We start from the raw sequence: 22796 nt of genomic DNA on the forward strand, positions 1-22796 counted from the left end.
TCTTTGTTTACCAAGGAGTTTTCCGTTTCGACTGCGCCGGAAGTGGGGCGAATTATAGACTTCCAGAATCTGCCGTCAACCCCTGATTTGGCTTTTCTATCAGGTTGCCCAAAATCGCTGCTTATATATAGACGCGACCGTCGCGAATGCGCAATATATTGCCCAAACCATAGAACAACACTTTCGCTTCCCACTTCGGACGATGCCACGCTATGAATGACCATCCCCGCAGCCTCGTCTCGACCCTGTTCTCGGTGGGCCTGCTTTTAATAGCCATGGCGTCGATCCAGTCCGGCGCCTCATTGGCCAAAAGCATGTTCCCGATTATCGGCGCTCAGGGGACCACCACCCTGCGGCTGCTCTTCGCCAGCGTGATCATGCTGATCCTGTTGCGCCCATGGCGGGCGAAGCTCACCGCAAAGTCCTTGCGTACCGTTATCGTCTACGGGATGGCACTGGGCGGCATGAACTTCCTCTTCTATATGTCTTTGCGCACCGTCCCCCTGGGTATTGCCGTCGCCCTGGAGTTCACCGGGCCACTGGCGGTGGCTATCTATGCCTCACGCCGCGCAATCGACTTTTTGTGGATTGCCTTGGCGGCTATCGGCTTGCTGCTATTGATACCGACAGGAGCGACAAGTGCGGGAATCGACCTGGCAGGCGCCAGTTATGCCTTGGGTGCAGGGGTGTGCTGGGCGCTGTACATCCTGTTCGGCCAGAAGGCCGGCGCCGACAATGGCGTACAGACCGCAGCGTTGGGAGTGATGATTGCCGCACTGTTCGTCGCGCCTATCGGCATCGTCCATGCCGGTGCCGCCCTGCTGACTCCGTCATTGATCCCCGTGGCCATCGCTGTCGCCCTTCTGTCCACCGCCCTGCCCTATACGCTGGAGATGGTCGCGCTCACCCGAATGCCAACCCGGACTTTCGGCACATTGATGAGCATTGAACCGGCTATTGGCGCGCTGTCTGGCCTGCTGTTTCTCCACGAATACCTCACACTGTCACAGTGGATGGCGATCATGTGCATCATTCTGGCTTCCGTGGGGGCGACCATGACCATGGGAAGTGCTGCCAAGCCCGCGGTCGCGGCGGATTGATACAGGATTTGACGCAGGTCTGGTATTTGCCGCTCAATTAGGCCATGTTTAGGCCCGCAACCGAATGTCATCCAAGGATTTTTCAGGATAGGGATATCAGAACGCTTCAATCGAAAGCGAATGCAGCCACACCCGGGCGCGAGATCCGGGAGCGCTATAAGGACAGTAATGAAACGAATTTTGCTATTGATTGCCGTGCTCGCAATTGCGGGTTGCGCGGCGACATCGAAAACACAAGTCAAACATGGCAAGAAAGGGCTGCATATCAATTGTTCAGGGCTTTCGTCATCCTGGGACAAGTGCTACACCAGCGCCGCCAACTCGTGCGCGCCCAAGGGTTACAAGGTCATCGCCAAGTCGGGAGATGCCGTGGAAGAACCAGGTGATTATCCATTTGGTCTCAACCCTGCCGGCTATACCAGCCGAAGCATGATCGTCATTTGCAAATAGGTTGATGCCGCCCGGCAATCTGGCGGCCAATCTCATCGTAACTGGACTTCAGCACGGTGCGCTGGATGTCGGGAGTGGCCAGCATTCGCGCCACGACCAAGGCACCGATGCATTGCGACAGAATCGCCCACGCCAGACTGTCGCTTTCCAGAATACTTGCCCAACGCTCCTGCAGCCGACAAATCCAGACCTCCGCCTCCTGGCGAACAGCGATATCTGAACGAGCAATTTCGGCTCCCAATACCGGTAATGCACAACCGGACTCCGGGTGCTCGACATGGGCCATGCTCAGATAATGCTTCAGGCAACGTTCGAGCCTGTCGCAATCCTGATCAGCACCTAAACGCTCCAGGCTTTGGCACAACTCGCGTTCGACGATCGAAGCGAACAGTTCGTCCTTCGACGAAAAGTGACTGTAGAAAGCAGCACCACTCAAGCCGATCGCCTTCATCAGCCCGTCGACGCCTACCGTGGAAAAACCGGACTTTTTGGCCGACACCGCGCTGCTTGTCAGCAGTTTCTCTCTTGTTTCCAGCTTGTGATTGGCCGAGTAACGCATTGCCTTGCCCTCAGGATTGACTGTCTTGACGCGTGCCAAATCCTAGCATAACGTTCGTTCAGTTAACGATCGTTCATCAAAGGGATCTACCCATGAATAATAAGAAGGTCGTACTGATTGTCGGCGCCGGTGATGCCACCGGCGGCGCGATTGCCAAGCGTTTTGCACAGGAAGGTTTCATTGCCTGCGTCACTCGTCGTAGCGCGGACAAACTCCAGCCATTGGTCGATGCAATCAAGGCCAATGGCGGTGACGCCCACGGATTTGCCTGTGATGCACGTAAGGAAGAGGATGTGATTGCGCTGGTCGAGCAGATTGAGACCGAGATCGGCCCCATCGAAGCGTTTGTTTTCAACATCGGCGCCAATGTGCCGTGCAGCATTCTCGAAGAAACTGCCCGCAAGTATTTCAAGATCTGGGAAATGGCCTGTTTCTCAGGTTTCCTCAATGCCCGTGAAGTGGCCAAGCGGATGGCCAAGCGCCAACGCGGCACGATTCTGTTCACCGGCGCCACCGCTGGCTTGCGCGGTGCGGCAGGATTTGCAGCCTTCGCCGGCGCCAAGCACGGGATTCGCGCACTGGCTCAAAGCATGGCCCGCGAGCTGGGGCCGATGAATATTCACGTTGCCCATGTCGTCGTCGACGGCGCCATCGATACTGATTTCATCCGCAACAGTTTTCCGGAAAAGTACGCGACCAAGGACGAGGACGGCATCCTCAATCCCGAGCACATCGCCGAGAACTATTGGTACTTGCACAGCCAGCCCCGGGACGCGTGGACTTTCGAGCTGGATCTGCGCCCCTGGAACGAACGCTGGTAAGCCCTCCTCCCCGACAACAATAAGCAGAGCGCACCGACCATGAGCAAAACCGTGGAGTTTTTTTTCGATTTAGGCAGCCCCGCCACCTACCTGGCGTATACCCAATTACCGAAGATCTGCGAGCAGACCGACAGCCAGCTGGTCTACAAACCCATGCTGCTGGGCGGGGTCTTCAAAGCCACGGGCAACGCTTCACCGGCAACCATTCCGGCCAAAGGTCGCTACATGTTTCAGGACCTGGACCGCTACGCCAAACGATACGGCGTGCCACTGAAGTTCAACCCGCACTTCCCTATCAATACCCTGATGCTGATGCGCGCCGTCACCGGTATGCAATTACGTCATCCCGAACGCTTCCACGCGTTTATCGATTGTCTGTTCCACGCACTCTGGGTCGAGGGACGCAGCCTCGATGATCCGGCGACTGTTGCAGCCGTGCTGACGCGAAATGGTTTCGATCCAAACGAAGTACTGGCCCTTACCGCCGATGAGGACGTCAAAGCCGCTCTCAAGGACAACACCGAGCAAGCGGTCCAGCGCGGTGTATTCGGCGCACCGTGCATGTTCATCGGCGATCAGATGTTCTTCGGTCAGGATCGACTGGACTTCGTCCTTGAGGCCCTGCGTTAAATCTCGATGACCAAACGACCTTGAGCCGCTCCACCAGCGAGCAGTTCATGGGCGGCCTCGGCGGTTTGCAATGTGAACTGCCGCGGGTCAAGCAACGGCTTCAGCTTACCGGCCTCAATCAACTTCGCGGCGTCCCGAAGGATCTGTCCGTGGTGCTCGCCGCCCTTGCCAGTCAATAAAGGCAACAAGGTAAACACTCCGGAGTAAGTCGCGGCCCGAAACGACAACGGTGCCAGACTGTGCTGCCCCCATCCGAGACAGCTCACCACATGCCCCTCGTAGACCCGAGCAGCCTTGAAGGAAGCATCCAGCGTTTCACCGCCCACCGTGTCATAGACTATATCGAACCCCTCTCCCCCCGTGTGCTCCGCCACATAGTCCTCAACCGAAGACTTGCGGTAGTCGATAAACGTCGCACCGAAGCTTTCGATGATTGCCTGCTGACCCGCAGAGCCCGTGGCGAATACTTCAGCACCGAAAGCCCGGGCTATTTGCACCGCCACGTGCCCGACACCCCCGGCACCGCCATGGATCAGCACCTTCTGACCGGCACGCACTCGAGCCCGGTCTACCAATCCTTCCCATGCGGTTATCAACACCAGGGGCAACCCGGCGGTCTCACGCATACTCAGATTGCCCGGTTTGTGCGCCAGCAGACGCGCATCAACCACCGCGAACTGCGCAAGCGAACCTTGCGCACCGCCGATTCCGGTCGCCATCGCGTAGACCTCATCACCCGGCAGCCATCCACTTACGCCCTCGCCTAACGCCTCAATCGTCCCAGCCAGATCCATGCCCAGCACCGCTGGCAAGGGCTGACGCGCATGAGCCGCCTGACCCGAACGAATTTTTCCATCCAGCGGATTCACTCCACTGGCTTTGATCCTGACCAACACCTGACCCGGCCCTGGCACAGGTCGCGGGATGGAAACCAAGCGTAACGGCCCGTTGGCCACATCAACAATCAGAGCACGCATTTGAAGTGAGTCAGTCATTTCGCAAATTCCTGTCAGAGGTGGCGGTAGGACGATCTTCCTCCCACTCACTCATGCCGATAAGACGCTGTATCGCTATAGTGACCATGCCCATTTGGCATCAATGAGAAACCCCATGGACAAACTCAATGCAATGGCCATCTTCGTCCGGGTCGTCGAGCGCGGCAGCTTTTCTGCCGTTGCCAGGGAGATGCAGACCAGCCAACCAACCATCAGCAAAGTGCTAAGGGCGCTGGAAACTGAACTGGGCGGGAAGCTGATTTCCCGCAGCACGCGTCAACTCTCGCTGACTGACGAAGGTCAGCGGTACTACAGCGAGTGCCGACAAATCCTCGCGGCCGTGGACGCGGCGGAACACAGTTTTCATTCAGGACGCGAAACCGTTGCCGGGAACCTGAAGATCGGTTCCTCGGTCAGTTTCGGGCGATTGCAGATTGCACCGCGGCTTCCTGAGTTTCTGAAACAACACCCACAGGTGCAGATTGACCTGCAACTCAGTGACCAGAATCAGGACCTGGTCAGCGAAGGTCTCGACGTCACGTTCAGGATCGGCGAATTGACCGACAGCGGTCTGATCGCCCGCCGCATAGGCACCACCCACCGAGTGACCGTTGCTGCGCCAGGCTACCTCAAGCAACACGGCCAGCCGCAAACACCAGAAGAACTGCGCGGACACAATTGCCTGCAATTCAACCTGCTGAACAGTCAGAACCTATGGGTGTACGAAAGCGGAGCCCAGCATCATGAGGTGCGGATCAAGGGTAATGCAAAAAGCAACAACTCAGAGGCGATCCGCGAGATGGTGCTGGGAGGATTGGGAATTGCTTTGTCGCCGGTGTGGTTGTTCAGTGAGGATCTGAACGCCGGGCGAGTGACTGCGATTTTGCAGGACTACACCGCGCAGTCGCTGCCGATTCATGCCGTGTCCCCGGCGAATCGTCGCCAATCCGCCAGGGTCAAAGCCTTTGTCGACTACATGAGTCAGGCGCTCGAAACAGCGCCTGAACTCCAACCGGTCAAATAGCTGCAGTCCGGGTGTTCAACCACTCAAGGGCTGCGCCTTCGAGCAACGGGCTCAAGCGCTGGCGCACCTCGGCGTGGTAGGCGTTGAACCACTGCTTTTCGTCGTCAGTCAGCAGCGACGGTTCCAGACAGCGAGTGTCAATCGGGCACAGGGTCAGGGTTTCGAATTTCAGGAACTCACCGAATTCGCTCTTGCCCGCTTCGGTGTTCAACACCAGGTTTTCGATCCGTACACCCCAACGGCCCGGCCGGTAGGTGCCCGGTTCGATGGAGGTAATCATGCCCGGCTGCATCGCGGTTTGCGGTGCTGCGGCGGCCTGATAGGCAATGACCTGCGGGCCTTCGTGCACATTGAGGAAGTAGCCGACGCCGTGACCGGTGCCGTGTCCATAATCAACACTTTCAGCCCAGATCGGCGCGCGGGCAATCGAGTCGAGCAAAGGCGAGAGAATGCCACGAGGGAATTGCGCACGGGACAGCGCGATGACGCCCTTGAGCACCCGCGTGCAATCGCGTTTCTGCTCATCCGTCGGCGTACCGACCGGCACCATCCGCGTGATGTCGGTGGTACCGCCCAGGTATTGGCCGCCGGAGTCGATCAGCAACAGACCGTCGCCTTCGATCACCGCGTGCTCTTCTTCGGTGGCGTGGTAGTGCGGCATCGCGCCATTGGCGTTGAACGCGGCAATGGTGTTGAAACTCAGCGACACATAACCCGGACGTCGGGTACGCGCGGCCGTCAGGTGTTCGTCGATGGTCAGTTCGGTGATGCGCTCACGACCCAACGCCGAGTCCAGCCAGGTGAAGAACTCGCACAGCGCCGCGCCGTCTTGCTCCATGGCCTGACGAATGTGCCCGGCATCGGCCAGGCTTTTCTGTGATTTGGCCAACGTGGTCGGGTTGAGACCTTCGACCAGTTTCACGCCGCTGTTCAGGTTATCCAGCAAACCGGCCGTCACGCGCGCCGGATCGACTTGCAAGCTCGCGCCGCTCGGCACGGCGCGCAAGGCGTCGGCCACTTCGCTGTAATCGCGCAGGGTCACGCCGTCTTGTTCGAGGACCGCACGCAGCTCGGCATCGACCTTGCTCAGGGCCACGAACAGAGTGGCCTGCTCTTGACTGATCAGCGCGAAGGACACGAATACCGGGTTGAACGACACGTCGCCGCCACGCAGGTTGAACAGCCAGGCGATGTCATCCAGGGTGGCAATGAAGTGCCAGTCAGCACCACGATCTTTCAACACCTCACGCAATTTCGCGAGCTTTTCACCCCGACTGACCGTCGCCTGCGGTGGTAAGTGCTGGTAGATCGGCTCATTCGGCAGCGTCGGGCGGTCGCTCCAGACTTCGCTCAACAGGTCGATGTCAGTGCGCAGACGTGCGCCGCGTTCTTCAAGTTTGCCGCCCAGCGTCCGCGCCGACGCCACGGCCATCACCGCGCCATCTACCGCGACGACACCGCCTTCAGGGGTTTGCTCGGCCAACCAGTCCAGCGGGCCAGGCTGGCCCGGTTGCAGCTTGACCAGTTCAATGCCGCTGCCGTTGAGTTCCTTGCTCGCTTGTTCCCAGTAACGGCTGTCGGCCCAGACGCCGGCAAAGTCCGGGGTCACGATCAGTGTGCCGACCGAGCCATGAAAGCCCGACAACCACTGCCGCCCTTGCCAATAGCCCGGCAGGTATTCCGACAAGTGCGGATCGGCCGACGGCACCAGCAGGGCATGAATGCCCTCCCGGCTCATCAGCTCGCGGGTTTGCGCCAAACGTTGGGGCACCGATCCATTGATCGAAGGCTGCGTACTCATCATGTCTCCTGCTAATCACTTCATCATTATTGTTGAGTGCCGATCAGTGCCGACACTTTCAGGCCTTATTGCCAGAATGCCGGAGCACTGGCGCAGGCCGCTTTAATCAGTTGTGCCGCTTGGTCGACATCCTGTTCGGTGGTGAACCGGCCGAGGCTCAAGCGAATCGTGCGACCCGCCGAGCGGGCGTCATGCCCCAGGGCCAGCAGCACATGGGACGGGGCATTGCTGGCGGAGTTACAGGCCGAGGTCGCAGAAAACGCGATCGAGCTGCTCAGCGCCGCAGAATTGAACTCGCCTTCGTTGAAGGTCAGGCTCAGGGTATGAGGAATGCGTTGGGTCGGGCTGCCATTGAGCCGCACGCCGGGGATGCTCAGCAGTTGCTCGAGCAAGCGTTCGCGGAGCCGCACGATCGTGGCTTTTTCCTCGTCGAATGCGGCCGCCGCCAAGGCGAAGGCCACACCCATCGCAGCGATCTGATGAGTCGCCAAGGTGCCGGAACGCAAACCGCCCTCGTGACCGCCACCGTGAATCTGCGCCAGCAAACGCTGGTGCGCGCGCGGGCCGACGTACAGGGCGCCGATGCCTTTAGGGCCGTAGATCTTGTGCGCCGAAAACGACATCAGGTCCACCGGCAAGCGGGCAAGATCGATTGCCACTTTGCCTGCGCCCTGGGCGGCGTCGACATGGAACAGTGCATCACGATCACGCACCACCTGGCCGATGGCTGCAATGTCATTGACGGTGCCCAGTTCATTGTTGACCAGCATCAGCGACACCAGAAAGGTGTCTTCGCGCATCGCCTCGCTGACCGCTTGCGGGGTAATCAGGCCCTCGGCGTCAGGCACCAGATACGTCACGGCAACGCCTGTGTCCTGCAACTGTTTCGCCGTATCGAGGATTGCCTTGTGTTCGATCTGGCTGGTAATGATGTGTCCGCCGGACACCCCGCGGGCCTGGGCCACGCCCTTGAGGGCAAGGTTGTTCGATTCGGTGGCGCCGGAGGTCCAGACGATCTGGTCCGCCTGAGCGCCGACCAGCTCGGCGACCTGACGCCGCGCCTGCTCGACCGTTTGCCGGGCCTGCTGGCCGAAGGCATGGGAGCTGGACGCCGGGTTGCCAAAGTTTCCGTTGAAACCCAGACACTCGACCATGACCTTGATGACCCGCTCATCCACCGGCGTGGTGGCGGCGTAGTCAAAATACAGAGGACGTTTATTCATAGAAGACTCGCAGAGCATGTTCCGGGATCAGGAGGCTCGTCACTGAAACATCAAAGCGCAGCCTCGTGAGCTGCGCTGACCGTTCAGTGCGTTAGAAATACCTGATCGGAGGCCGTTAAAGAAGGACAACTTCATTTAAAAGTGCGTAGGAACGCTCCTGAAGTCGAGCTTAACAGGCATCGGCCAACCGGTTGAAGCGATGTGTCAGCTAAAGCTCTCGAGCAACAACGGATACAGCGAAGCCACCAACAGCAGGGCCATGCCCCAGTTGAACAGTCGCAACCAGCGACGATCCTTCAACACATTGCGCAACAAGGTGCCGCAACCGGCCCAGACGCCGACGCTCGGCAAATTGATCAAGGCAAAGACCGCAGCAATCACGATCACATTGGTGAAGTACCCCTGCATCGGCGTGTAGGTGCTGATGGCACCGATGGCCATGATCCACGCCTTGGGATTGACCCACTGAAACGCCGCCGCTCCGAGATAGCTGATGGGTTTGCTGTCGCCCTTTTCACTCTCGGAGACCGGACCGGAATGGGCGATTTTCCACGCCAGATACAGCAAGTACGCCGCGCCCACATAACGCAGAACCGTATAGAGCAACGGGTAGGTTTGAAACACGGCACCCAGCCCGAAACCGACCGCGAGGACGAGCACAAAGAAACCACACGTGATGCCCAGCATGTGCGGAATGGTGCGGTGAAAGCCGAAGTTCACGCCCGATGCCAGCAACATGGTGTTGTTCGGACCAGGGGTAATCGAGGTGACGAGGGCAAACAGGGCGAAGCCCAGCAGCAGATCGAGCGAGAGCGTCATGAGCGGCAGTCCAATCAGGGTCAGTCAGGTGTTGACCCTATCGCACGCCCCCGGGGAAACCCACGGACAGTTACGTGAAACTTCGAACGGTACAGTTTGAGATCAGCTTGGACGACCGTGAAGCTGTACAGCACGTTCAGCGTTCATCTCGCCATGTTTGTCGAAACCGACCGGTTTTTGCGGCAGGCCGAGCAATTCGGCTTTTTTCGCATGGTACTCGTCGAAGGACAAACCGCGACGATTCAAGTCCTCCAGCGCCAGTTCCCGAGTTTCTTCAGCGGTATAGGGTCGCAATTCGGGCGAAACATGGCTGGCACATCCGGCAAGAACGGAGACCGCGAGCAGCAGGAAAGTGGCGATTAGAGGTTTCATGGGTGGCGTCCTGGCATCTGGGTTCGAGGCAATGAACACAGGCTACCCGCCCCCTTCAAAGGGCAGAAATCAACGCTCTCGATAGTGGCTATCGAATTTGGCTAATACCGTTTAACCATCGAACACACGTTGTTGCGCGCAGCGTATCGCCTCAGCCATTACAACCAGGTGCAAACCGCTGCCCTGCTGGGCTTGAGCCGCAACGTCACGCGCACACGACTGATCAAGATCGGCGAACGGGCGGTGAACAAGCGCCGGCCCACGGAAAACGTGCAAGGCGAGCGCCTGATGCAATTGTCGATTTAACTCACCAGATTGCAGTGCAGCGCGTTGTCATGGCTACGTTCCAGACTGTGCAATACCTGGAACGAGCCAAACGTCACGGTTTTCGCCTGATGCGCGCGAATCAGCTGCCAGAAATCCTGCTCGCCGCTTTCAAAGCTCTGAAACGCAGCTTCCCCGGCCTCGCGAGTTTGCCATTGCAGGTAGTTGAGCACCCGCCGACCGTCGTCGCTGGCCTGGATGCTCGCACTCAAAAACCCGCTGTAGCCTTGGGCCAGGCGCTCGGTCTGCTTTGACAAGGCCGACACCAACGCGGGTTGCTGATGGGGTTCGATCTCGAATTCGATCAACTGGGTGAAGCTGCGATTTTTCTCTGGCGCTTGCATGAAGAGTCCCCACTGACGTGTAAGCCGGACCTTGCGATCCGAAGGCTTGCAGGGTAAAACCTCGACTTAACTAGAGGTCAAGAGGCATTTTTCAAATGATCACCCCGGAACATCTGCACAAGGAACTCACTGTCGGCCAATTGGCTGCGCGCAGCGGCGTGGCGGTCACGGCCCTGCACTTTTACGAGTCCAAGGGGTTGATCAAAAGCAATCGCAATCAGGGCAACCAGCGGCGTTATCCGCGGGAAGTGCTGCGGCGGGTGGCGTTGATCAAAGTCGCGCAGCGCCTGGGAATTCCGTTGGCTGAGATTGGCGAGGCACTGAAAGCCTTGCCGGATAACCGAGCGCCGACGGCGGCGGACTGGAAGGTGATGTCGGCGCAGTGGAGTCGGGATCTGGATGAGCGGATCAGTCAATTGACCTTGCTGCGGGACAAGCTCAATGGCTGTATCGGCTGCGGGTGTCTGTCGATGGAGGCGTGTCCGTTGCGTAACTTTGGCGATGTGCTGGGGGAACAGGGGCCGGGGGCGCAGCTGTTGGAATCTGGGGCAGATCCGAAATAGCGGCGTGGCCTTCGCGGGCAAGCCTCGCGCCTACAGGATTGCGTGTTACTGGCGAACGACACAAAACCTGTAGGAGCGAGGCTTGCCCGCGAAGACGTCCTCAAGGCAGACCGAAAGCTTAGAAACCCGGCGCAATCTGTCCTTTGCAGCGTGTCAGGATGAACTGCCGAAACTCATCGGAGCTCAACGCCTTGGCCCGTTTCTGCAAACAGTGGCGCTGCTGCTCGTCGGGCACTCAGTGGCGCAAAAAGCGCTGACCTATAGTTATCCGACCGGAAATCGGCGAAGGAACACCTTCAATTCACAACAAGGGAGAACCGTCATGAGCGTCAACCCCATTCCAGAGGGTTATCACAGCATCACGCCTTATCTGGGCATTCAAAAAGCGGCCGAAGCCATCGAGTTCTACAAGAAGGCTTTTGGCGCTACGGAAGTCATGCGTCTGTCCATGCCTGATGGCGGGATTGGCCACGCCGAGCTGAGGATTGGCGATTGCCCGATCATGCTCGGTACGCCGTGCGATCAAGGGCCGTTAAGCAATCCCGACACATCGCCGTCCGTGGGGCTGCATTTGTATGTGACCGATGTGGACAAGTCCTATAAACAGGCGATCGCGGCGGGTGGAACGGTGGTGTCCGAGGTCAAGGATCAGTTTTATGGCGACCGTTCAGGGACGTTGAAAGATCCCTATGGGCATTTGTGGTTCCTGGCCACGCGCAAGGAGGATTTGACTCAGGAGCAGATCGAGCAGCGGGCCAAGGAGATGTTTCAGCAGGGTTGAATCATTCAATGTCTGAGCGTGCCTCTTCGCGGGCAAGCCTCGCTCCTACAGGGGGGGTGTGGTTCCGGATATTTGCGAACGAAACAATCCCCCTTAGGAGCGAGGCTTGCCCGCGGAGGCGGCATCCCTGACACCACAGATCCCTCGAACACACTTCATGAACAAGCGCACCACGTTTCACGCCTTGCCCTGACGGCGCAACACTTTCAGGATGCAGACCACTACAACAAGGACTCGCCTCATGTTCGCCGGATTCCTGAAAGACCAGCGCCACGTCAACGGTGTGGACATTGCCTACCGCATCGGCGGCAGCGGACCTGGCCTGCTGTTGCTGCACGGTCACCCGCAGACCCACGTCATCTGGCACAAGGTTGCCGAGCAACTGGCCGAGCACTTCACCGTGATCGCCGCCGACTTGCGCGGTTACGGTGACAGCAGCAAACCACCGGCCAGCGACCACCACACCCACTACTCCAAACGAGAAATGGCCAAGGACAGCGTCGAGCTGATGAAGGCCCTGGGCTTCGAGCAGTTCTCGGTGCTGGCCCATGACCGTGGCGCTCGCGTAGCCCATCGCCTGGCGCTGGATCATCCCGCTGCCGTGCAACGCATGGTGCTGCTGGACATCGCTCCCACCCTGTCGATGTACGCGCAAACCAACGAAGCCTTTGCCCGCGCCTACTGGCACTGGTTCTTTCTGATCCGTCCGGCCCCGCTGCCGGAAACCCTGATCGAAGCCGACCCCGACGCCTATCTGCGCAGCGTGATGGGCAGTCGCAGCGCCGGGCTCAAGCCGTTCACCGCCGATGCCTTCGGCGAATACCTGCGCTGCCTGCAACTGCAGGGCACCGCGCGCGGCATCTGCGAGGACTACCGCGCCAGCGCCAGCATCGATCTGGAACATGACCGCGCCGATATCCAGGCAGGTAAATATCTGCACCTGCCGTTACTGGTGCTATGGGGTGCAGAAGGCACGGTCGGGCGCTGTTTCGAGCCACTCAAGGAATGGCAACACGTGGCGACCGACGTGCGTGGCAAAGCCTTGCCCGCCGGCCATTACATCGCTGAAGAAGTCCCCGAACTGCTGCTCGCCGAAGTGCTGGGCTTCCTGCGCTGATCGCTGCGTCCCGCTGCTATGCTGGCGGCTCATGCCGCCAGTGTTCGTTCTGCCATGACCACCAAGAAAGACAACGTGCCCCTACCCGAAGACCTGCGTGTACTCCTCACCGTGATCCGCAAGAGCGGTTTCGCCGCCGCGGCCGATGAGCTGGGCCTGTCGCCCGCCTATGTCAGCAAGCGCATCCAGATTCTCGAAACCACCCTCGGCACCCGCCTGCTCCATCGCACCAGTCGCCGCATCGCCCTGACCGAGGACGGTGAACGGGTCCAGCGCTGGGCGTTGCGCATTCTCGATGACTTCCAGCAACTGCACGACGAACTCTCCGACGCCCACGACAGCCCTCGCGGGCGCCTGCATCTGTGCAGCAGTTTCGGTTTCGGCCGTCATCACGTGGCGCCAGCCGTTTCGTTGCTGGCCGAGCGTTATCCGGAGCTGGAGATTCGTCTCGACCTGTTCGACCGGGTGGTGGACATCGTCAATGAAGGCTTCGATCTTGAGATCCGTGTCGGCGACGACATTCCCGGCCAGCACATCGGTCGGCAGTTGGTGAGCAATCGACGGGTTGTCTGCGCGGCGCCCGGTTACCTGCAACGGCAGGGCATGCCGCAGACCTTAAATGAACTGGAGCAGCATCATTGCCTGGTGATCAAGGAGCGCGACAACGCGTTCGGCATCTGGAACCTGGAACGCAACGGGGTTCAAGAAAGCGTGCGGGTCAGCGGCCCGCTGTCATCCAACAACGGCGAGATTGTCTTGCAGTGGGCACTGGACGGGCGCGGTGTGGTGCTGCGGTCATTGTGGGACGTGAAACCGCTGCTGGATCAGGGGCGACTGGTGCAGTTGCTGCCCGAATACAGTCAGAGCGCCAACGTCTGGGCGGTGTACCCGACGCGGCTGGCGTACTCGGGGAAGCTGCGGGCGTGTGTGGAGTTTTTGCAGGAGCATTTCAAGGGGTTGTCGGTTTGATTGGTTGTATCAGGGCGGGCCCTTTCGCGGGCAAGCCTCGCTCCTACAAGGATTGCGCAGAACCTAAAGAAGAGAGGCTTGCCCACGAAGGCGATTTCAGCTCAGCCAGGGGTTGGCAGCCAGGTGATTACGTTCGAAGGCTTTGATTTGTTCGCTGCGCTGCAGGGTGCTGCCGATGGCGTCGAGGCCCAGCAGCAGTGCGGTTTTGCGCAGGGTGTCGATCTCGAACGAGATGACTTTACCGTCGTGGAGGCGAATTTCCTGTGCCTCGAGATCAACGTTGATGAGCGCGCTGTCCGGCTGACTGACCACGTGCCCAAGCCGCTGCGATACGGCCTCCTCAAGGGTGATCAGCAACACTCCATTTCGCTGGCAGTTATCATAGAAAATCCCGGCAAAGCTACTGCCGATCAACGCCCGAATCCCCATCTGCCGCAAGCCCCAGACCGCATGTTCGCGGCTCGACCCACAGCCAAAGTTCGGCCCGACCACCATGAAACGTGCGCCTTGCCACGCCGGTTGGTTCAGCACGAACTCAGGGTTTGGTGAACCGTCGGGCAAAAATCGCAGGTCAAAAAACAAACCGCGATCCAGCCAGGCGCGGTCGATGCCCTTGAGAAACTGCTTGGGCATGATCACGTCGGTGTCGATATTGGCGGCGAGCATCGGCGCCGCCTGGCCGGTGACCTGGGTGAAGGGTTGCAGGCTCATGCGCGGTCTCCAAAGTGACGGATGTCGGTGAGGCGGCCGGTGATCGCCGCGGCGGCGACCATGGCCGGGCTCATCAGGTGCGTGCGCGCGCCCGCGCCCTGACGGCCTTCGAAATTGCGGTTGGTGCTGGAGGCGCAGCGGTCGCCCGGCGCCAGCACGTCGTCGTTCATCGCCAGGCACATCGAGCACCCGGACTGACGCCACTCGAACCCGGCCTCGATAAAGATCGCCGCCAGGCCTTCGGCCTCCGCCTGATTGCGCACTTCGGTGGACCCCGGCACGATCATCGCCCGCACGTGCCCGGCGACATGTTTGCCACGCACCACGCTGGCGGCGTCGCGCAGGTCTTCGATGCGCGCGTTGGTGCAGGAGCCGATAAAGGCGTGGCTGATGACGATGTCGCTCAGCGGCATCCCGGCTTCGAGGCCCATGTAATTCAGGGCGCGGCGCATGTCCTGACGCAGGATCAGGTCGCTGATGTCTTGCGGGTCTGGCACGCGCGCGCCGATAGGGGAAGCCTGGTCCGGACTGGTGCCCCACGTCACCATCGGTTCCAGAGCGCTCGCGTCCACCTGGACTTCACGGTCGAAGTGCGCGCCCGCATCGCTGTGCAAGGCGCGCCACTTCTCCACCGCTTGCTCCCACAACGCGCCTTTGGGTGCGCGGGGTTTGCCCTTGAGGTAGGCGAAGACTTTCTCGTCCGGGGCCATGAACGCCCCCCGCGCCCCGGCCTCGACGGCCATGTTGCAGATGGTCATGCGTGCTTCGACGCTCAAGGCATCGATGGTCGAACCGCGAAACTCGATGGCGTAGCCGGTGGCACCCGAGGCGCCGATCTGGCCGATCAGCGCCATGATCACATCCTTGGACGTCAGCCCCGGCGCCAGCGCCCCCTCCACCGTCACGCGCATGCTTTTCAGGCGTTTGTAGACCAGCGTCTGAGACGCCAGCAGGTGCTCGATTTCCGAGGTGCCGATGCCGAAACCAAACGCACCGAGGGCGCCATAGGTTGTGGTGTGGCTGTCGCCCGCCGCGATGACCATGCCCGGCAGAATGAAACCCTGCTCCGGCGCAATGACGTGTTCGATGCCTTGGCGTTTGTTGAGGATGTCGAGCAGTTCGAGGCCGAAATCACGGCAGTTTTCCGCCAGGTACGACACCTGTCGCGCGCCGCCGGGGTCCGGCATCGCGGCGATGCGCACCGGGGCGGTGGGGTTGACGTGATCGACCACCGCCAGCGCGGTGCCGGCCCGCCAGACCCCGCGTCCGGCCTCGCGCAACCCGCTGAACGCTTGGGGGCTGGTGTATTCGTTGATGACCTGGCGATCGATGTACAACAGGACGTGACCCTGGTCATCGAGGCGACACACCGTGTGGGAATCGATGTGTTTGTCGTAGAGAGTTCTTGCTGGAGGCATGGAAAGGCTCGCTCAGTCTCGCGGGTGAAAGGCGTCTGAGCTCCATCTTAGGGAGTAGGACATCGCCATCAATGGCCGGACAGTGATCCCGTGAACCATGGTTCGTGTTGGATCGGTCCCCCCCCCTGTAGGAGTGAGCCTGCTCGCGATAGCGGTGTGCCAGTCACGTTGAAGCGGGCTGAACGACCGCTATCGCGAGCAGGCTCGCTCCTACAGGGGTTGTCTGCGCGCCGACCGGAACGCGAAACATTTTCTTTCACATTGTCGTTCGGGATTTCCGTTCCTCATCCGTCCTATATAGATGCAGTCAGTCCGCGTAGGCAAAAGCCACGGACGACTTTTCATGGACCTCATCGCTGGGAAGCCCGCAGCAGAGGCCTTCCCATCGATACAAGACCTTTAATCATGTCGAAGAAATCCCGCTCCAAACTCTGGTTTCTGGTCCATAGCTGGCTGGCCTTGCCGATCTGGTTTTTCGTACTGATCGTCTGTGTCACCGGCACACTGGCGGTGGTCAGTCAGGAAATTGTCTGGCTGGCCAACCCGCAGATGCGCGCCAGCCAACCCACCGACGACGCACCGCTGCTCAGTTATGACCAGATCGTCGCCGCCATCAAGAAGGCAGAACCGAACACCCTGGTCGAGGCCATCAGCCGGCCCGACGAGTCGCACTTCGCGCTCGATGTCGATGTCAGCTACCCCGACGGGCGCTCGGTGAAGGTTTACGTCAACCCGTACAGCGGCGTGATTCAGGGCGCCGCCCCGCCATTCAATTTCCAGGCCTTCACCCGTGCATTGCATGGCTGGTGGCTGGTGCCGTTCACCAACGGTTACAGCTGGGGCTGGTACCTGGTGTCGTTCCTGAGCCTGCCTTTGCTGGCGTCTTTGGTGACCGGGCTGGTGGTCTACAAGCGCTTCTGGAAAGGTTTCTTTAGACCGACGTTACGCATCCGTCATGGCGCGCGGATTTTCTGGGGCGACTTTCACCGCCTGAGCGGCATCTGGTCGATCTGGTTCATCGCGGTGATTTCCATCACCAGCACCTGGTTCCTCATCCAGGCGTTCATGTTCGATAACCAGGTGTCGATCTCCACCGCGCCGGTGGCCTTGGTGGTTCCGCGTGAGAGCGTGCCGGTGAGCACCGATGGCTCGCCAGCGCCGATGATCAGCCTGGAAGCCGCGATTGCCCAGGCCAAGGAACGCATCCCGGGTCTGGAAGACAGCTTCGTCAGCCTGCCCGCCAACGCCTATAGCTACCTCACGGTGGGCGGTCGCAGTTGGTATCCGTTGATGTTCCAGACTGCCGAGATCAACCCGTACACCGGCGATATCGCCGCCACCCGCCTGCTGTCTGACCGTTCCGGCCTGGAGTTGGTGACCGAATCCATGCGGCCGCTGCACACCGGTGATTTCGGCGGCCTCTGGATCAAGCTGATCTGGTTCTTCTTCGGTTTGATCCTGAGCATGATGGTCCTTAGCGGCCTGCTGATCTGGACCAAGCGCACCGCCCTGGCCACGGCCAATGCCCTCAAGCGCAAAGACAAACGTCCTCGCACCGCCGCTGTCGATCGCCGCGAAACCACGGAGGTCAGCCAATGAGCCTGTTCACCGCTGAAAAACCAGCCTCGAAACTGAGCCGCTTCTGGCACAAATGGCGCTTCCACATCAACGTTCTGCTGCTGCTGGTGCCGCTGGGGTTCATGCCCAAATACTTTGCCGACGCGGCGCTGTTTCGCGGCGACACCGGCCTGGGTGAGCGGGAAATCGGTGAAGTACAGGTCGGGCCCTGGAGCCTGCGCCTCGCCGAGTTGCGCAACGAAGCCCCGACCCTCGATGGCCCGGCCGGCCACATGAAGAGCTTCAACGCGGCGCTGTGCGACAGCTGCCGCGACCAGGTCAAGGCGACGTATCTGCGCATCGGCAAACCCCGCAGCCTGCGCGCCGCCGGGGTGATTTTCTTCGGCACGCCGTACCGCATGGGCGCGATGCTGCCGATCCCCGAAAAGACCAAAGCCGACGCCGAACTGTGGATCACCATGGAAGGCTGGGACGGCGCGATGCATCAAGCGTCGATCCCCCTGAGCCAGGCATCCCCCGCCACCCTCGCGTGGCTGAACAAACAAGGAGGCAAACCATGATGCTACGTTCTCTAAACGCGGTTTTACTGGTGCTCTGCGCCGGGTTCAGCGCCAGCGCCCTGGCCCACAACCCGATGTGCGAATGCAAAGCCATCGACGCCGAACAAATCAAATGCACGGGCGGTTTCTCCGACGGCAGCGGCGCACCGGGGGTGACGCTAGATGTGATCGGCTACGACGAAACCATCCTGGTACCGGGCAAGCTCGGCGCCGATTCGACCCTGACTTTCAAGAAGCCCGGTGCCGAATTCTACGTGCTGTTCGACGCAGGCCCCGGCCACGTCGTCGAGATCGACCAAGCGGACATCGAAGCCCCATGAGTACGCCTACCACGCACGTCGTCCGCCCGGCCGGTGCCGGCCATGAAACCCTGTATGTGTTGCTGTTGTGCCTGATGATCCTGGCGGTAGCCGGTTCGGTCGTCGCCTGGCGCCATGAGCCTCAGGAAGTCAGCAGCGTAGGCAGCCATCAGCTGGATGCCCGTCGCGATCTGAGCGCATCCGAGCAAGGCATCTATGCCGACCTGCGGGTGACGCTGGACGAGATTCATCTGCTGCGTCAGGAACAGCAAGCGCTGCCGACGCCCGCAACGCTTGCCGATGAAGGCTTTGCACCATTTGCCCAGGACGCCAGTTCCGTCAGCCGTGGCGGCCATGCCTGGCAGCTGCTCGACGCCAAGGCCTATTTCGGTCAAAGCCAGACGCCCGCCGTGGCCGGTTCGTTTCTGATGCGCCTGACTGCTGGCGACGATGCCCCTGACGTCTGGCTCAATCGCGACAAAGCCCTCGCGGCCCCGACCGATCTCACTGACACCGCGCTCGAAAGCGCCGGCTGGCAGCAGATCGTCGCGCAATTCGATGCCGGCGTGACCCGCCAGCACCGGCACTGAACCCTCGCCTTCACCCGAGAGAAGACCGCTTTCCCATGCCTATTTCATCTCAACGCTCATTCCTGCGCCCGCTGCTGGTCGGCCTGCTTGCCTTATTGCTGACGCCACTGGCCAGCGCCGAGGATGCCAAGCGCCTGCGCATCGGCATTACCCTGCACCCTTATTACAGCTACGTGGCCAACATTGTCGGTGACAAGGCCGAAGTGGTGCCGCTGATTCCGGCCGGTTTCAACCCGCACGCCTATGAACCCCGCGCCGAAGACATCAAGCGCATCAGCGGACTCGATGTGGTCGTACTCAATGGCGTCGGTCATGACGACTTCGCCGACCGCATGATCGCCGCCAGCGAAACGCCGAACGTCCCGGTGATCGAAGCCAACGAAAACGTGCCGCTGCTGGCGGCCACCGGCACCGCCGCACGCGGGGCCGGCAAGGTGGTGAACCCGCACACCTTCCTGTCGATCAGCGCCTCCATTGCCCAGGTCAACAACATTGCCCGGGAACTGGGCAAGCTCGACCCGGCTAATGCCAAGACCTACACCCAGAACGCCCGCGCCTACGGCAAGCGCCTGCGGCAAATGCGCGCCGACGCCCTGGCGAAACTGACCCAGGCACCGAACGCCGAACTGCGAGTGGCCACGGTGCACGCGGCTTATGACTACCTGCTGCGCGAATTCGGCCTCGAAGTGACCGCCGTGGTCGAGCCGGCCCACGGCATCGAGCCGAGCCCAAGCCAGCTGAAAAAGACCATCGATCAACTGCGGGAACTGGACGTGAAGGTGATCTTCTCCGAGATGGATTTCCCGTCCAGCTACGTCGACACCATCCAGCGTGAGTCCGGGGTGAAGCTGTACCCGCTGTCGCACATTTCCTATGGCGAATACACCGCCGACAAGTACGAAAAGGAAATGACCGGCAACCTCGACACCGTGGTTCGGGCGATTCAGGAGTCGGGGAAATGACGGCGAAAGAAACCATCAGCGAGTCGCCTGTGGCTGTGGGAGCGACCACGCCCGCGAAGGTGTCCAGTCATTCGACATCATCGCTAAATGACCCACCGCAATCGCGAGCAGGTCGAATCGTCGCGCCGTCACTCCCACAGGTTTCGGGGCCGACGCTGGATTTTGCGCAGGTCAGTTTGACGCTGGGGCGCACGACGATCCTCGACAACGTGACCTTCCAGGTCCAGCCCGGCAGCGTGCATGCGCTGGTCGGCCCGAACGGTGGCGGCAAGAGCTCGCTGATCAAGACTCTGCTCGGACAGATGCCACATCAAGGTCGCTTGAGCCTGCAATGGCCGGGCACACCGGGGACCATCGGTTATGTGCCTCAGGCGCTGGAATTCGACCGCGGCCTGCCCATGACCGTCGACGATTTCATGGCCGCGATGTGTCAGCGTCGTCCGGCGTTCCTCGGTTTGAGCAAGCATTACGCAGCCGCGATTGGTGAAGCGCTGGAACGGGTCGGCCTGCAGGACAAGCGCAAGCGGCGCATGGGCGCGTTGTCCGGTGGGGAGCGTCAACGCGTGTTGCTCGCTCAAGGCTTGATCCCGGCGCCGCAGTTGCTGGTGCTCGACGAGCCGATGTCGGCCCTCGATGAGGCCGGTATCCAGGTGTTCGAGCGATTGCTCGGCGACTGGCGCCAGAGCGGCATCACCGTGTTATGGATCGAGCATGATCTGGAAGCCGTCGGGCGTCTGGCCGACCGGGTGACCGGACTCAATCGCCGGGTGCTGTTCGATGCCTCGCCGAAACAGGCGCTGACCCCGGAACGCCTGCTGACCCTGTTCTCGACCCATCCACGGAGCGCTGCCTGATGAGTTATGAAGCCTTTCGCTTGATGGTTCAGGGTTGGGCGTCTTCGGGTTATCTGCCTGAAGCGCTGGCCTATGGTTTTGTGGTCAACGCCCTGCTCGCCGGTTTACTGATCGGCCCGGTGCTGGGCGGTCTGGGCACGCTGGTGGTGGTCAAGCGCTTCGCGTTTTTCTCCGAAGCGGTGGGTCACGCGGCATTGACCGGCGTGGCCGTCGGCATCCTGCTCGGCGAACCTTACACCGGGCCTTACGGCAGCCTGTTCGGTTACTGCCTGCTGTTCGGCATCCTGCTCAACTACCTGCGCAACCGCACCGGGCTGGCGCCGGATACGTTGATCGGTGTGTTCCTCTCGGTGTCGTTGGCCCTGGGCGCGAGCCTGCTGCTGATTCTGGCGGGCAAGATCAACGTGCACATCCTCGAAAACGTGCTGTTCGGTTCGGTGCTGACGGTCAACGGTAACGATCTGCTGGTGCTGGCCATCGTCGGTTCTCTGGTCATGGCGCTGGCCTTGCCGCTGTACAACCGCATCATGCTGGCCAGTTTCAACCCGCAGCTGGCGGCGGTTCGTGGTGTGGCGGTGAAGACCCTGGATTATCTGTTTGTGATTCTGGTGACCCTGATCACCGTGGCCGCAGTGAAAGTCATCGGCGCGATTCTGGTCGGTGCGCTGCTGGTGATTCCCGCCGCAGCGGCCCGCTTGCTCAGCCAGTCGCTGAAGGGTTTCTTCTGGTGCTCGGTGCTGATCGCCACGGTCAGCACGCTGTGCGGGATCCTCGCGCCGATCGTCTTCGACCTGCCCATTCCGTCCGGTGCCGCGATCATTCTGGTCGCCGGTATCGCCTTCGCCCTCGCCGCCATCGCCCGTGGTGTTGTCCCAAGCCTGAAAGGGAATATCGGATAAATGTCTTTTTCTCTGCGTCAACTGACCCTGGCCGTCGCTCTGTGCGGGCTGGTCACTACCCCCTTTGCAGCGGACACAAAACCCCTGCGCGTGCTGGCCTCCTTGCCGATCACTTACGGGCTGGGTGAAGTCTTGCTCAAGGGCACCGACGTCACCCTTGAACGTGCTGCGCCGGCGAACCTGCCGGGCAGCCGTCAGACCGCGTACTTCACCGGTCGTGGCGCTCCGGCGCTGGCCAGACTGGCGACCGACGCCGATGCGGTGATCGGTCTGCGCTCACTGTGGGCAGACGATCCGCTGTACCCGATTGCCCGGCGCAGCAACATTCGTATCGTTGAAGTCGACGCCGCCCGCCCGGTGGACGGCGCCCTGCCCGGCATCGCCGTGCAGCCGGGCAATAAGGTCGACGGCTTGAACAGCCAGCCGTGGCTTTCCAGCAACAACATGGGGCGGATGGCGGATGTGATGGCGGCGGACCTGGTGCGCCTGGCGCCCGAGGCCAAGCCTGCGATCGAGGCTAACCTGGCGGCACTGAAACAGCGCTTGCTCAAGCTCAGCGCGGACAGCGAAGCGCAATTGGCCAGTGCCGATAACCTCACTGTAATGAGCCTGAGCGATCACTTCGGCTACTTGATCGGCGGGTTGAACCTGGAGCTGATCGGCCTCGATGCACGGCCGGACGCCGAGTGGACACCTGAAGCACTCAAGCAATTGGGCGCGACGCTGAAGGACAATGATGTGGCGGTGGTGTTGCATCATCGCCAGCCGTCTGAGGCGGTGAAAGCGGTGATCGCAGAGGCAGGCAGTCGGCTGGTGGTGTTGAGTGTCGACGCGGCGGAACCGGTGGCTGAGCTGGAAGGGAATGTGGATCGGGTGATCAAGGGGTTGAGCGGGGTTTAACGTCAGTGAGTCCACGTTATCGTTCATCGCGAGCAGGCTCGCGCCCACAGGGGATTTGTGTCACGCCATAGATCCAATGTAGGAGCGAGCCTGCTCGCGAAGGCGGCCTGACAGGCGAGACACATTCCAGACA

The 22796-nt window shown here is 60.6% G+C and carries 26 protein-coding genes and 2 pseudogenes; 18 read left to right on the forward strand and 10 right to left on the reverse strand.

The window, feature by feature from the left end; translation table 11 throughout:
- Positions 1-212 precede the first annotated feature (212 nt).
- Positions 213-1100, forward strand: coding sequence for a threonine/homoserine exporter RhtA (gene rhtA / locus FHL16_RS07005; RefSeq protein WP_010461127.1), 888 nt, complete (start codon positions 213-215; stop codon positions 1098-1100).
- 168 nt (positions 1101-1268) lie between these two features.
- Positions 1269-1550: a hypothetical protein gene (locus FHL16_RS07010; RefSeq protein WP_010461128.1), complete on the forward strand. Its 282-nt coding sequence runs from the start codon at positions 1269-1271 to the stop codon at positions 1548-1550.
- On the opposite strand, the gene FHL16_RS07015 is transcribed toward FHL16_RS07010, so the two are convergent.
- The gene (locus FHL16_RS07015) at positions 1537-2109 is read right to left on the reverse strand and encodes a TetR/AcrR family transcriptional regulator (protein WP_077747872.1); all 573 of its coding nucleotides are present in this window, start codon (positions 2107-2109) and stop codon (positions 1537-1539) included. The genes FHL16_RS07010 and FHL16_RS07015 overlap by 14 nt on opposite strands.
- Before the next feature lie 92 nt (positions 2110-2201).
- On the opposite strand from FHL16_RS07015, the gene FHL16_RS07020 reads away from it, so the two are divergent.
- Positions 2202-2930: an SDR family oxidoreductase gene (locus tag FHL16_RS07020; protein WP_077747873.1), complete on the forward strand. Its 729-nt coding sequence runs from the start codon at positions 2202-2204 to the stop codon at positions 2928-2930.
- Positions 2931-2969: 39 nt separating this feature from the next.
- A complete protein-coding gene (locus FHL16_RS07025) occupies positions 2970-3560 on the forward strand; it encodes a 2-hydroxychromene-2-carboxylate isomerase (RefSeq protein WP_010461134.1) in 591 nt (196 codons plus the stop codon).
- Here FHL16_RS07025 and FHL16_RS07030 read toward each other — a convergent pair.
- Positions 3557-4555, reverse strand: coding sequence for a zinc-dependent alcohol dehydrogenase family protein (locus FHL16_RS07030; RefSeq protein ID WP_010461136.1), 999 nt, complete (start codon positions 4553-4555; stop codon positions 3557-3559). The two genes, FHL16_RS07025 and FHL16_RS07030, sit on opposite strands and share 4 nt — an antisense overlap.
- A 115-nt stretch (positions 4556-4670) precedes the next feature.
- Between FHL16_RS07030 and FHL16_RS07035 the strand changes: the two genes are divergently transcribed.
- Positions 4671-5579, forward strand: a complete 909-nt coding sequence (locus FHL16_RS07035; protein WP_077747874.1) for a LysR family transcriptional regulator — start codon at positions 4671-4673, stop codon at positions 5577-5579.
- Here the strand turns inward: FHL16_RS07035 and FHL16_RS07040 are convergent.
- From FHL16_RS07040 to FHL16_RS07055, 4 genes are all read right to left on the reverse strand, one after another.
- The gene (locus FHL16_RS07040) at positions 5572-7380 is read right to left on the reverse strand and encodes an aminopeptidase P family protein (RefSeq protein ID WP_010461140.1); all 1809 of its coding nucleotides are present in this window, start codon (positions 7378-7380) and stop codon (positions 5572-5574) included. The genes FHL16_RS07035 and FHL16_RS07040 overlap by 8 nt on opposite strands.
- Before the next feature lie 65 nt (positions 7381-7445).
- A complete protein-coding gene (locus tag FHL16_RS07045; protein ID WP_010461142.1) occupies positions 7446-8603 on the reverse strand; it encodes a cysteine desulfurase family protein in 1158 nt (385 codons plus the stop codon).
- A 204-nt stretch (positions 8604-8807) separates the two neighbouring features.
- Positions 8808-9422 carry a LysE family translocator gene (locus FHL16_RS07050; RefSeq protein ID WP_077747875.1) on the reverse strand — a complete coding sequence of 205 codons (615 nt, stop codon included), beginning with the start codon at positions 9420-9422 and terminating at the stop codon, positions 8808-8810.
- Between the two features lie 102 nt (positions 9423-9524).
- A complete protein-coding gene (locus tag FHL16_RS07055; RefSeq protein WP_010461147.1) occupies positions 9525-9794 on the reverse strand; it encodes a hypothetical protein in 270 nt (89 codons plus the stop codon).
- Between the two features lie 117 nt (positions 9795-9911).
- On the opposite strand from FHL16_RS07055, the pseudogene FHL16_RS07060 reads away from it, so the two are divergent.
- A pseudogene (locus FHL16_RS07060) lies at positions 9912-10100 on the forward strand (sigma-54-dependent Fis family transcriptional regulator); the annotation flags it as partial.
- On the opposite strand, the gene FHL16_RS07065 reads toward FHL16_RS07060, so the two are convergent.
- Entirely contained in the window at positions 10097-10462 is a 366-nt protein-coding gene (locus FHL16_RS07065) for an antibiotic biosynthesis monooxygenase (RefSeq protein ID WP_077747876.1), read from the reverse strand. The pseudogene FHL16_RS07060 and the gene FHL16_RS07065 overlap by 4 nt on opposite strands.
- 95 nt (positions 10463-10557) lie before the next feature.
- Here FHL16_RS07065 and soxR point away from each other — a divergent pair, with 95 nt between their 5' ends.
- A complete protein-coding gene (gene soxR, locus FHL16_RS07070) occupies positions 10558-11025 on the forward strand; it encodes a redox-sensitive transcriptional activator SoxR (protein WP_010461153.1) in 468 nt (155 codons plus the stop codon).
- 118 nt (positions 11026-11143) lie between these two features.
- Here the strand turns inward: soxR and FHL16_RS34370 are convergent.
- Positions 11144-11230, reverse strand: a pseudogene (locus tag FHL16_RS34370) (MetQ/NlpA family ABC transporter substrate-binding protein); the annotation flags it as partial.
- 117 nt (positions 11231-11347) lie between these two features.
- Between FHL16_RS34370 and FHL16_RS07080 the strand changes: the two are divergent.
- The 3 genes from FHL16_RS07080 (at position 11348) to FHL16_RS07090 (ending at position 13892) form a co-directional block, all read left to right on the forward strand.
- A complete protein-coding gene (locus FHL16_RS07080) occupies positions 11348-11806 on the forward strand; it encodes a VOC family protein (RefSeq protein ID WP_077747877.1) in 459 nt (152 codons plus the stop codon).
- A gap of 241 nt (positions 11807-12047) precedes the next feature.
- A complete protein-coding gene (locus FHL16_RS07085) occupies positions 12048-12923 on the forward strand; it encodes an alpha/beta fold hydrolase (protein WP_077747878.1) in 876 nt (291 codons plus the stop codon).
- An 18-nt stretch (positions 12924-12941) separates the two neighbouring features.
- Complete coding sequence (locus FHL16_RS07090) at positions 12942-13892, forward strand: LysR substrate-binding domain-containing protein (RefSeq protein ID WP_077747879.1); 951 nt, start codon at positions 12942-12944, stop codon at positions 13890-13892.
- 96 nt (positions 13893-13988) lie between these two features.
- On the opposite strand, the gene leuD is transcribed toward FHL16_RS07090, so the two are convergent.
- Both leuD and leuC read right to left on the reverse strand, forming a co-directional pair.
- Positions 13989-14603 carry a 3-isopropylmalate dehydratase small subunit gene (gene leuD, locus FHL16_RS07095; protein WP_077747880.1) on the reverse strand — a complete coding sequence of 205 codons (615 nt, stop codon included), beginning with the start codon at positions 14601-14603 and terminating at the stop codon, positions 13989-13991.
- Positions 14600-16021, reverse strand: coding sequence for a 3-isopropylmalate dehydratase large subunit (gene leuC / locus FHL16_RS07100; protein ID WP_077747881.1), 1422 nt, complete (start codon positions 16019-16021; stop codon positions 14600-14602). Before leuC ends, leuD begins: the two co-directional genes overlap by 4 nt.
- A 405-nt stretch (positions 16022-16426) precedes the next feature.
- Here leuC and FHL16_RS07105 point away from each other — a divergent pair, with 405 nt between their 5' ends.
- From FHL16_RS07105 to FHL16_RS07140, 8 genes are read left to right on the forward strand one after another with little or no spacing between them, the layout of a single operon-like run.
- Positions 16427-17620 (forward strand): PepSY-associated TM helix domain-containing protein, encoded by a 1194-nt coding sequence (locus FHL16_RS07105; RefSeq protein ID WP_010461167.1) that lies wholly within the window; start codon positions 16427-16429, stop codon positions 17618-17620.
- Positions 17617-18159: a hypothetical protein gene (locus tag FHL16_RS07110; protein ID WP_010461169.1), complete on the forward strand. Its 543-nt coding sequence runs from the start codon at positions 17617-17619 to the stop codon at positions 18157-18159. The genes FHL16_RS07105 and FHL16_RS07110 overlap by 4 nt, the downstream gene beginning before the upstream one ends.
- Entirely contained in the window at positions 18156-18479 is a 324-nt protein-coding gene (locus FHL16_RS07115) for a hypothetical protein (RefSeq protein WP_010461170.1), read from the forward strand. Before FHL16_RS07110 ends, FHL16_RS07115 begins: the two co-directional genes overlap by 4 nt.
- Entirely contained in the window at positions 18476-19048 is a 573-nt protein-coding gene (locus FHL16_RS07120) for a DUF6162 family protein (RefSeq protein ID WP_010461172.1), read from the forward strand. The genes FHL16_RS07115 and FHL16_RS07120 overlap by 4 nt, the downstream gene beginning before the upstream one ends.
- 35 nt (positions 19049-19083) lie before the next feature.
- Complete coding sequence (locus tag FHL16_RS07125) at positions 19084-20010, forward strand: metal ABC transporter substrate-binding protein (protein ID WP_077747882.1); 927 nt, start codon at positions 19084-19086, stop codon at positions 20008-20010.
- Positions 20007-20864 (forward strand): metal ABC transporter ATP-binding protein, encoded by an 858-nt coding sequence (locus FHL16_RS07130; protein ID WP_077747883.1) that lies wholly within the window; start codon positions 20007-20009, stop codon positions 20862-20864. The genes FHL16_RS07125 and FHL16_RS07130 overlap by 4 nt, the downstream gene beginning before the upstream one ends.
- Positions 20864-21763, forward strand: coding sequence for a metal ABC transporter permease (locus tag FHL16_RS07135; protein ID WP_010461179.1), 900 nt, complete (start codon positions 20864-20866; stop codon positions 21761-21763). The genes FHL16_RS07130 and FHL16_RS07135 overlap by 1 nt, the downstream gene beginning before the upstream one ends.
- The gene (locus tag FHL16_RS07140) at positions 21764-22663 is read left to right on the forward strand and encodes a metal ABC transporter substrate-binding protein (RefSeq protein WP_077747884.1); all 900 of its coding nucleotides are present in this window, start codon (positions 21764-21766) and stop codon (positions 22661-22663) included. It abuts the gene before it with no gap.
- The last annotated feature ends 133 nt before the right edge of the window (positions 22664-22796 follow it).

The sequence above is a fragment of the Pseudomonas sp. FSL W5-0299 genome (genome assembly GCF_005930655.1).
GTDB classification, from domain to species: Bacteria; Pseudomonadota; Gammaproteobacteria; order Pseudomonadales; family Pseudomonadaceae; genus Aquipseudomonas; species Aquipseudomonas mandelii.

Bases quoted from the DNA above. Each gene is read 5' to 3' on its own strand.
- rhtA (WP_010461127.1), top strand. From the start codon at position 213: ATGAATGACCATCCCCGCAGCCTCGTCTCGACCCTGTTCTCGGTGGGC.
- FHL16_RS07010 (WP_010461128.1), top strand. From the start codon at position 1,269: ATGAAACGAATTTTGCTATTGATTGCCGTGCTCGCAATTGCGGGTTGC.
- FHL16_RS07015 (WP_077747872.1), bottom strand. From the start codon at position 2,109: ATGCGTTACTCGGCCAATCACAAGCTGGAAACAAGAGAGAAACTGCTG.
- FHL16_RS07020 (WP_077747873.1), top strand. From the start codon at position 2,202: ATGAATAATAAGAAGGTCGTACTGATTGTCGGCGCCGGTGATGCCACC.
- FHL16_RS07025 (WP_010461134.1), top strand. From the start codon at position 2,970: ATGAGCAAAACCGTGGAGTTTTTTTTCGATTTAGGCAGCCCCGCCACC.
- FHL16_RS07030 (WP_010461136.1), bottom strand. From the start codon at position 4,555: ATGACTGACTCACTTCAAATGCGTGCTCTGATTGTTGATGTGGCCAAC.
- FHL16_RS07035 (WP_077747874.1), top strand. From the start codon at position 4,671: ATGGACAAACTCAATGCAATGGCCATCTTCGTCCGGGTCGTCGAGCGC.
- FHL16_RS07040 (WP_010461140.1), bottom strand. From the start codon at position 7,380: ATGAGTACGCAGCCTTCGATCAATGGATCGGTGCCCCAACGTTTGGCG.
- FHL16_RS07045 (WP_010461142.1), bottom strand. From the start codon at position 8,603: ATGAATAAACGTCCTCTGTATTTTGACTACGCCGCCACCACGCCGGTG.
- FHL16_RS07050 (WP_077747875.1), bottom strand. From the start codon at position 9,422: ATGACGCTCTCGCTCGATCTGCTGCTGGGCTTCGCCCTGTTTGCCCTC.
- FHL16_RS07055 (WP_010461147.1), bottom strand. From the start codon at position 9,794: ATGAAACCTCTAATCGCCACTTTCCTGCTGCTCGCGGTCTCCGTTCTT.
- FHL16_RS07065 (WP_077747876.1), bottom strand. From the start codon at position 10,462: ATGCAAGCGCCAGAGAAAAATCGCAGCTTCACCCAGTTGATCGAATTC.
- soxR (WP_010461153.1), top strand. From the start codon at position 10,558: ATGATCACCCCGGAACATCTGCACAAGGAACTCACTGTCGGCCAATTG.
- FHL16_RS07080 (WP_077747877.1), top strand. From the start codon at position 11,348: ATGAGCGTCAACCCCATTCCAGAGGGTTATCACAGCATCACGCCTTAT.
- FHL16_RS07085 (WP_077747878.1), top strand. From the start codon at position 12,048: ATGTTCGCCGGATTCCTGAAAGACCAGCGCCACGTCAACGGTGTGGAC.
- FHL16_RS07090 (WP_077747879.1), top strand. From the start codon at position 12,942: ATGCTGGCGGCTCATGCCGCCAGTGTTCGTTCTGCCATGACCACCAAG.
- leuD (WP_077747880.1), bottom strand. From the start codon at position 14,603: ATGAGCCTGCAACCCTTCACCCAGGTCACCGGCCAGGCGGCGCCGATG.
- leuC (WP_077747881.1), bottom strand. From the start codon at position 16,021: ATGCCTCCAGCAAGAACTCTCTACGACAAACACATCGATTCCCACACG.
- FHL16_RS07105 (WP_010461167.1), top strand. From the start codon at position 16,427: ATGTCGAAGAAATCCCGCTCCAAACTCTGGTTTCTGGTCCATAGCTGG.
- FHL16_RS07110 (WP_010461169.1), top strand. From the start codon at position 17,617: ATGAGCCTGTTCACCGCTGAAAAACCAGCCTCGAAACTGAGCCGCTTC.
- FHL16_RS07115 (WP_010461170.1), top strand. From the start codon at position 18,156: ATGATGCTACGTTCTCTAAACGCGGTTTTACTGGTGCTCTGCGCCGGG.
- FHL16_RS07120 (WP_010461172.1), top strand. From the start codon at position 18,476: ATGAGTACGCCTACCACGCACGTCGTCCGCCCGGCCGGTGCCGGCCAT.
- FHL16_RS07125 (WP_077747882.1), top strand. From the start codon at position 19,084: ATGCCTATTTCATCTCAACGCTCATTCCTGCGCCCGCTGCTGGTCGGC.
- FHL16_RS07130 (WP_077747883.1), top strand. From the start codon at position 20,007: ATGACGGCGAAAGAAACCATCAGCGAGTCGCCTGTGGCTGTGGGAGCG.
- FHL16_RS07135 (WP_010461179.1), top strand. From the start codon at position 20,864: ATGAGTTATGAAGCCTTTCGCTTGATGGTTCAGGGTTGGGCGTCTTCG.
- FHL16_RS07140 (WP_077747884.1), top strand. From the start codon at position 21,764: ATGTCTTTTTCTCTGCGTCAACTGACCCTGGCCGTCGCTCTGTGCGGG.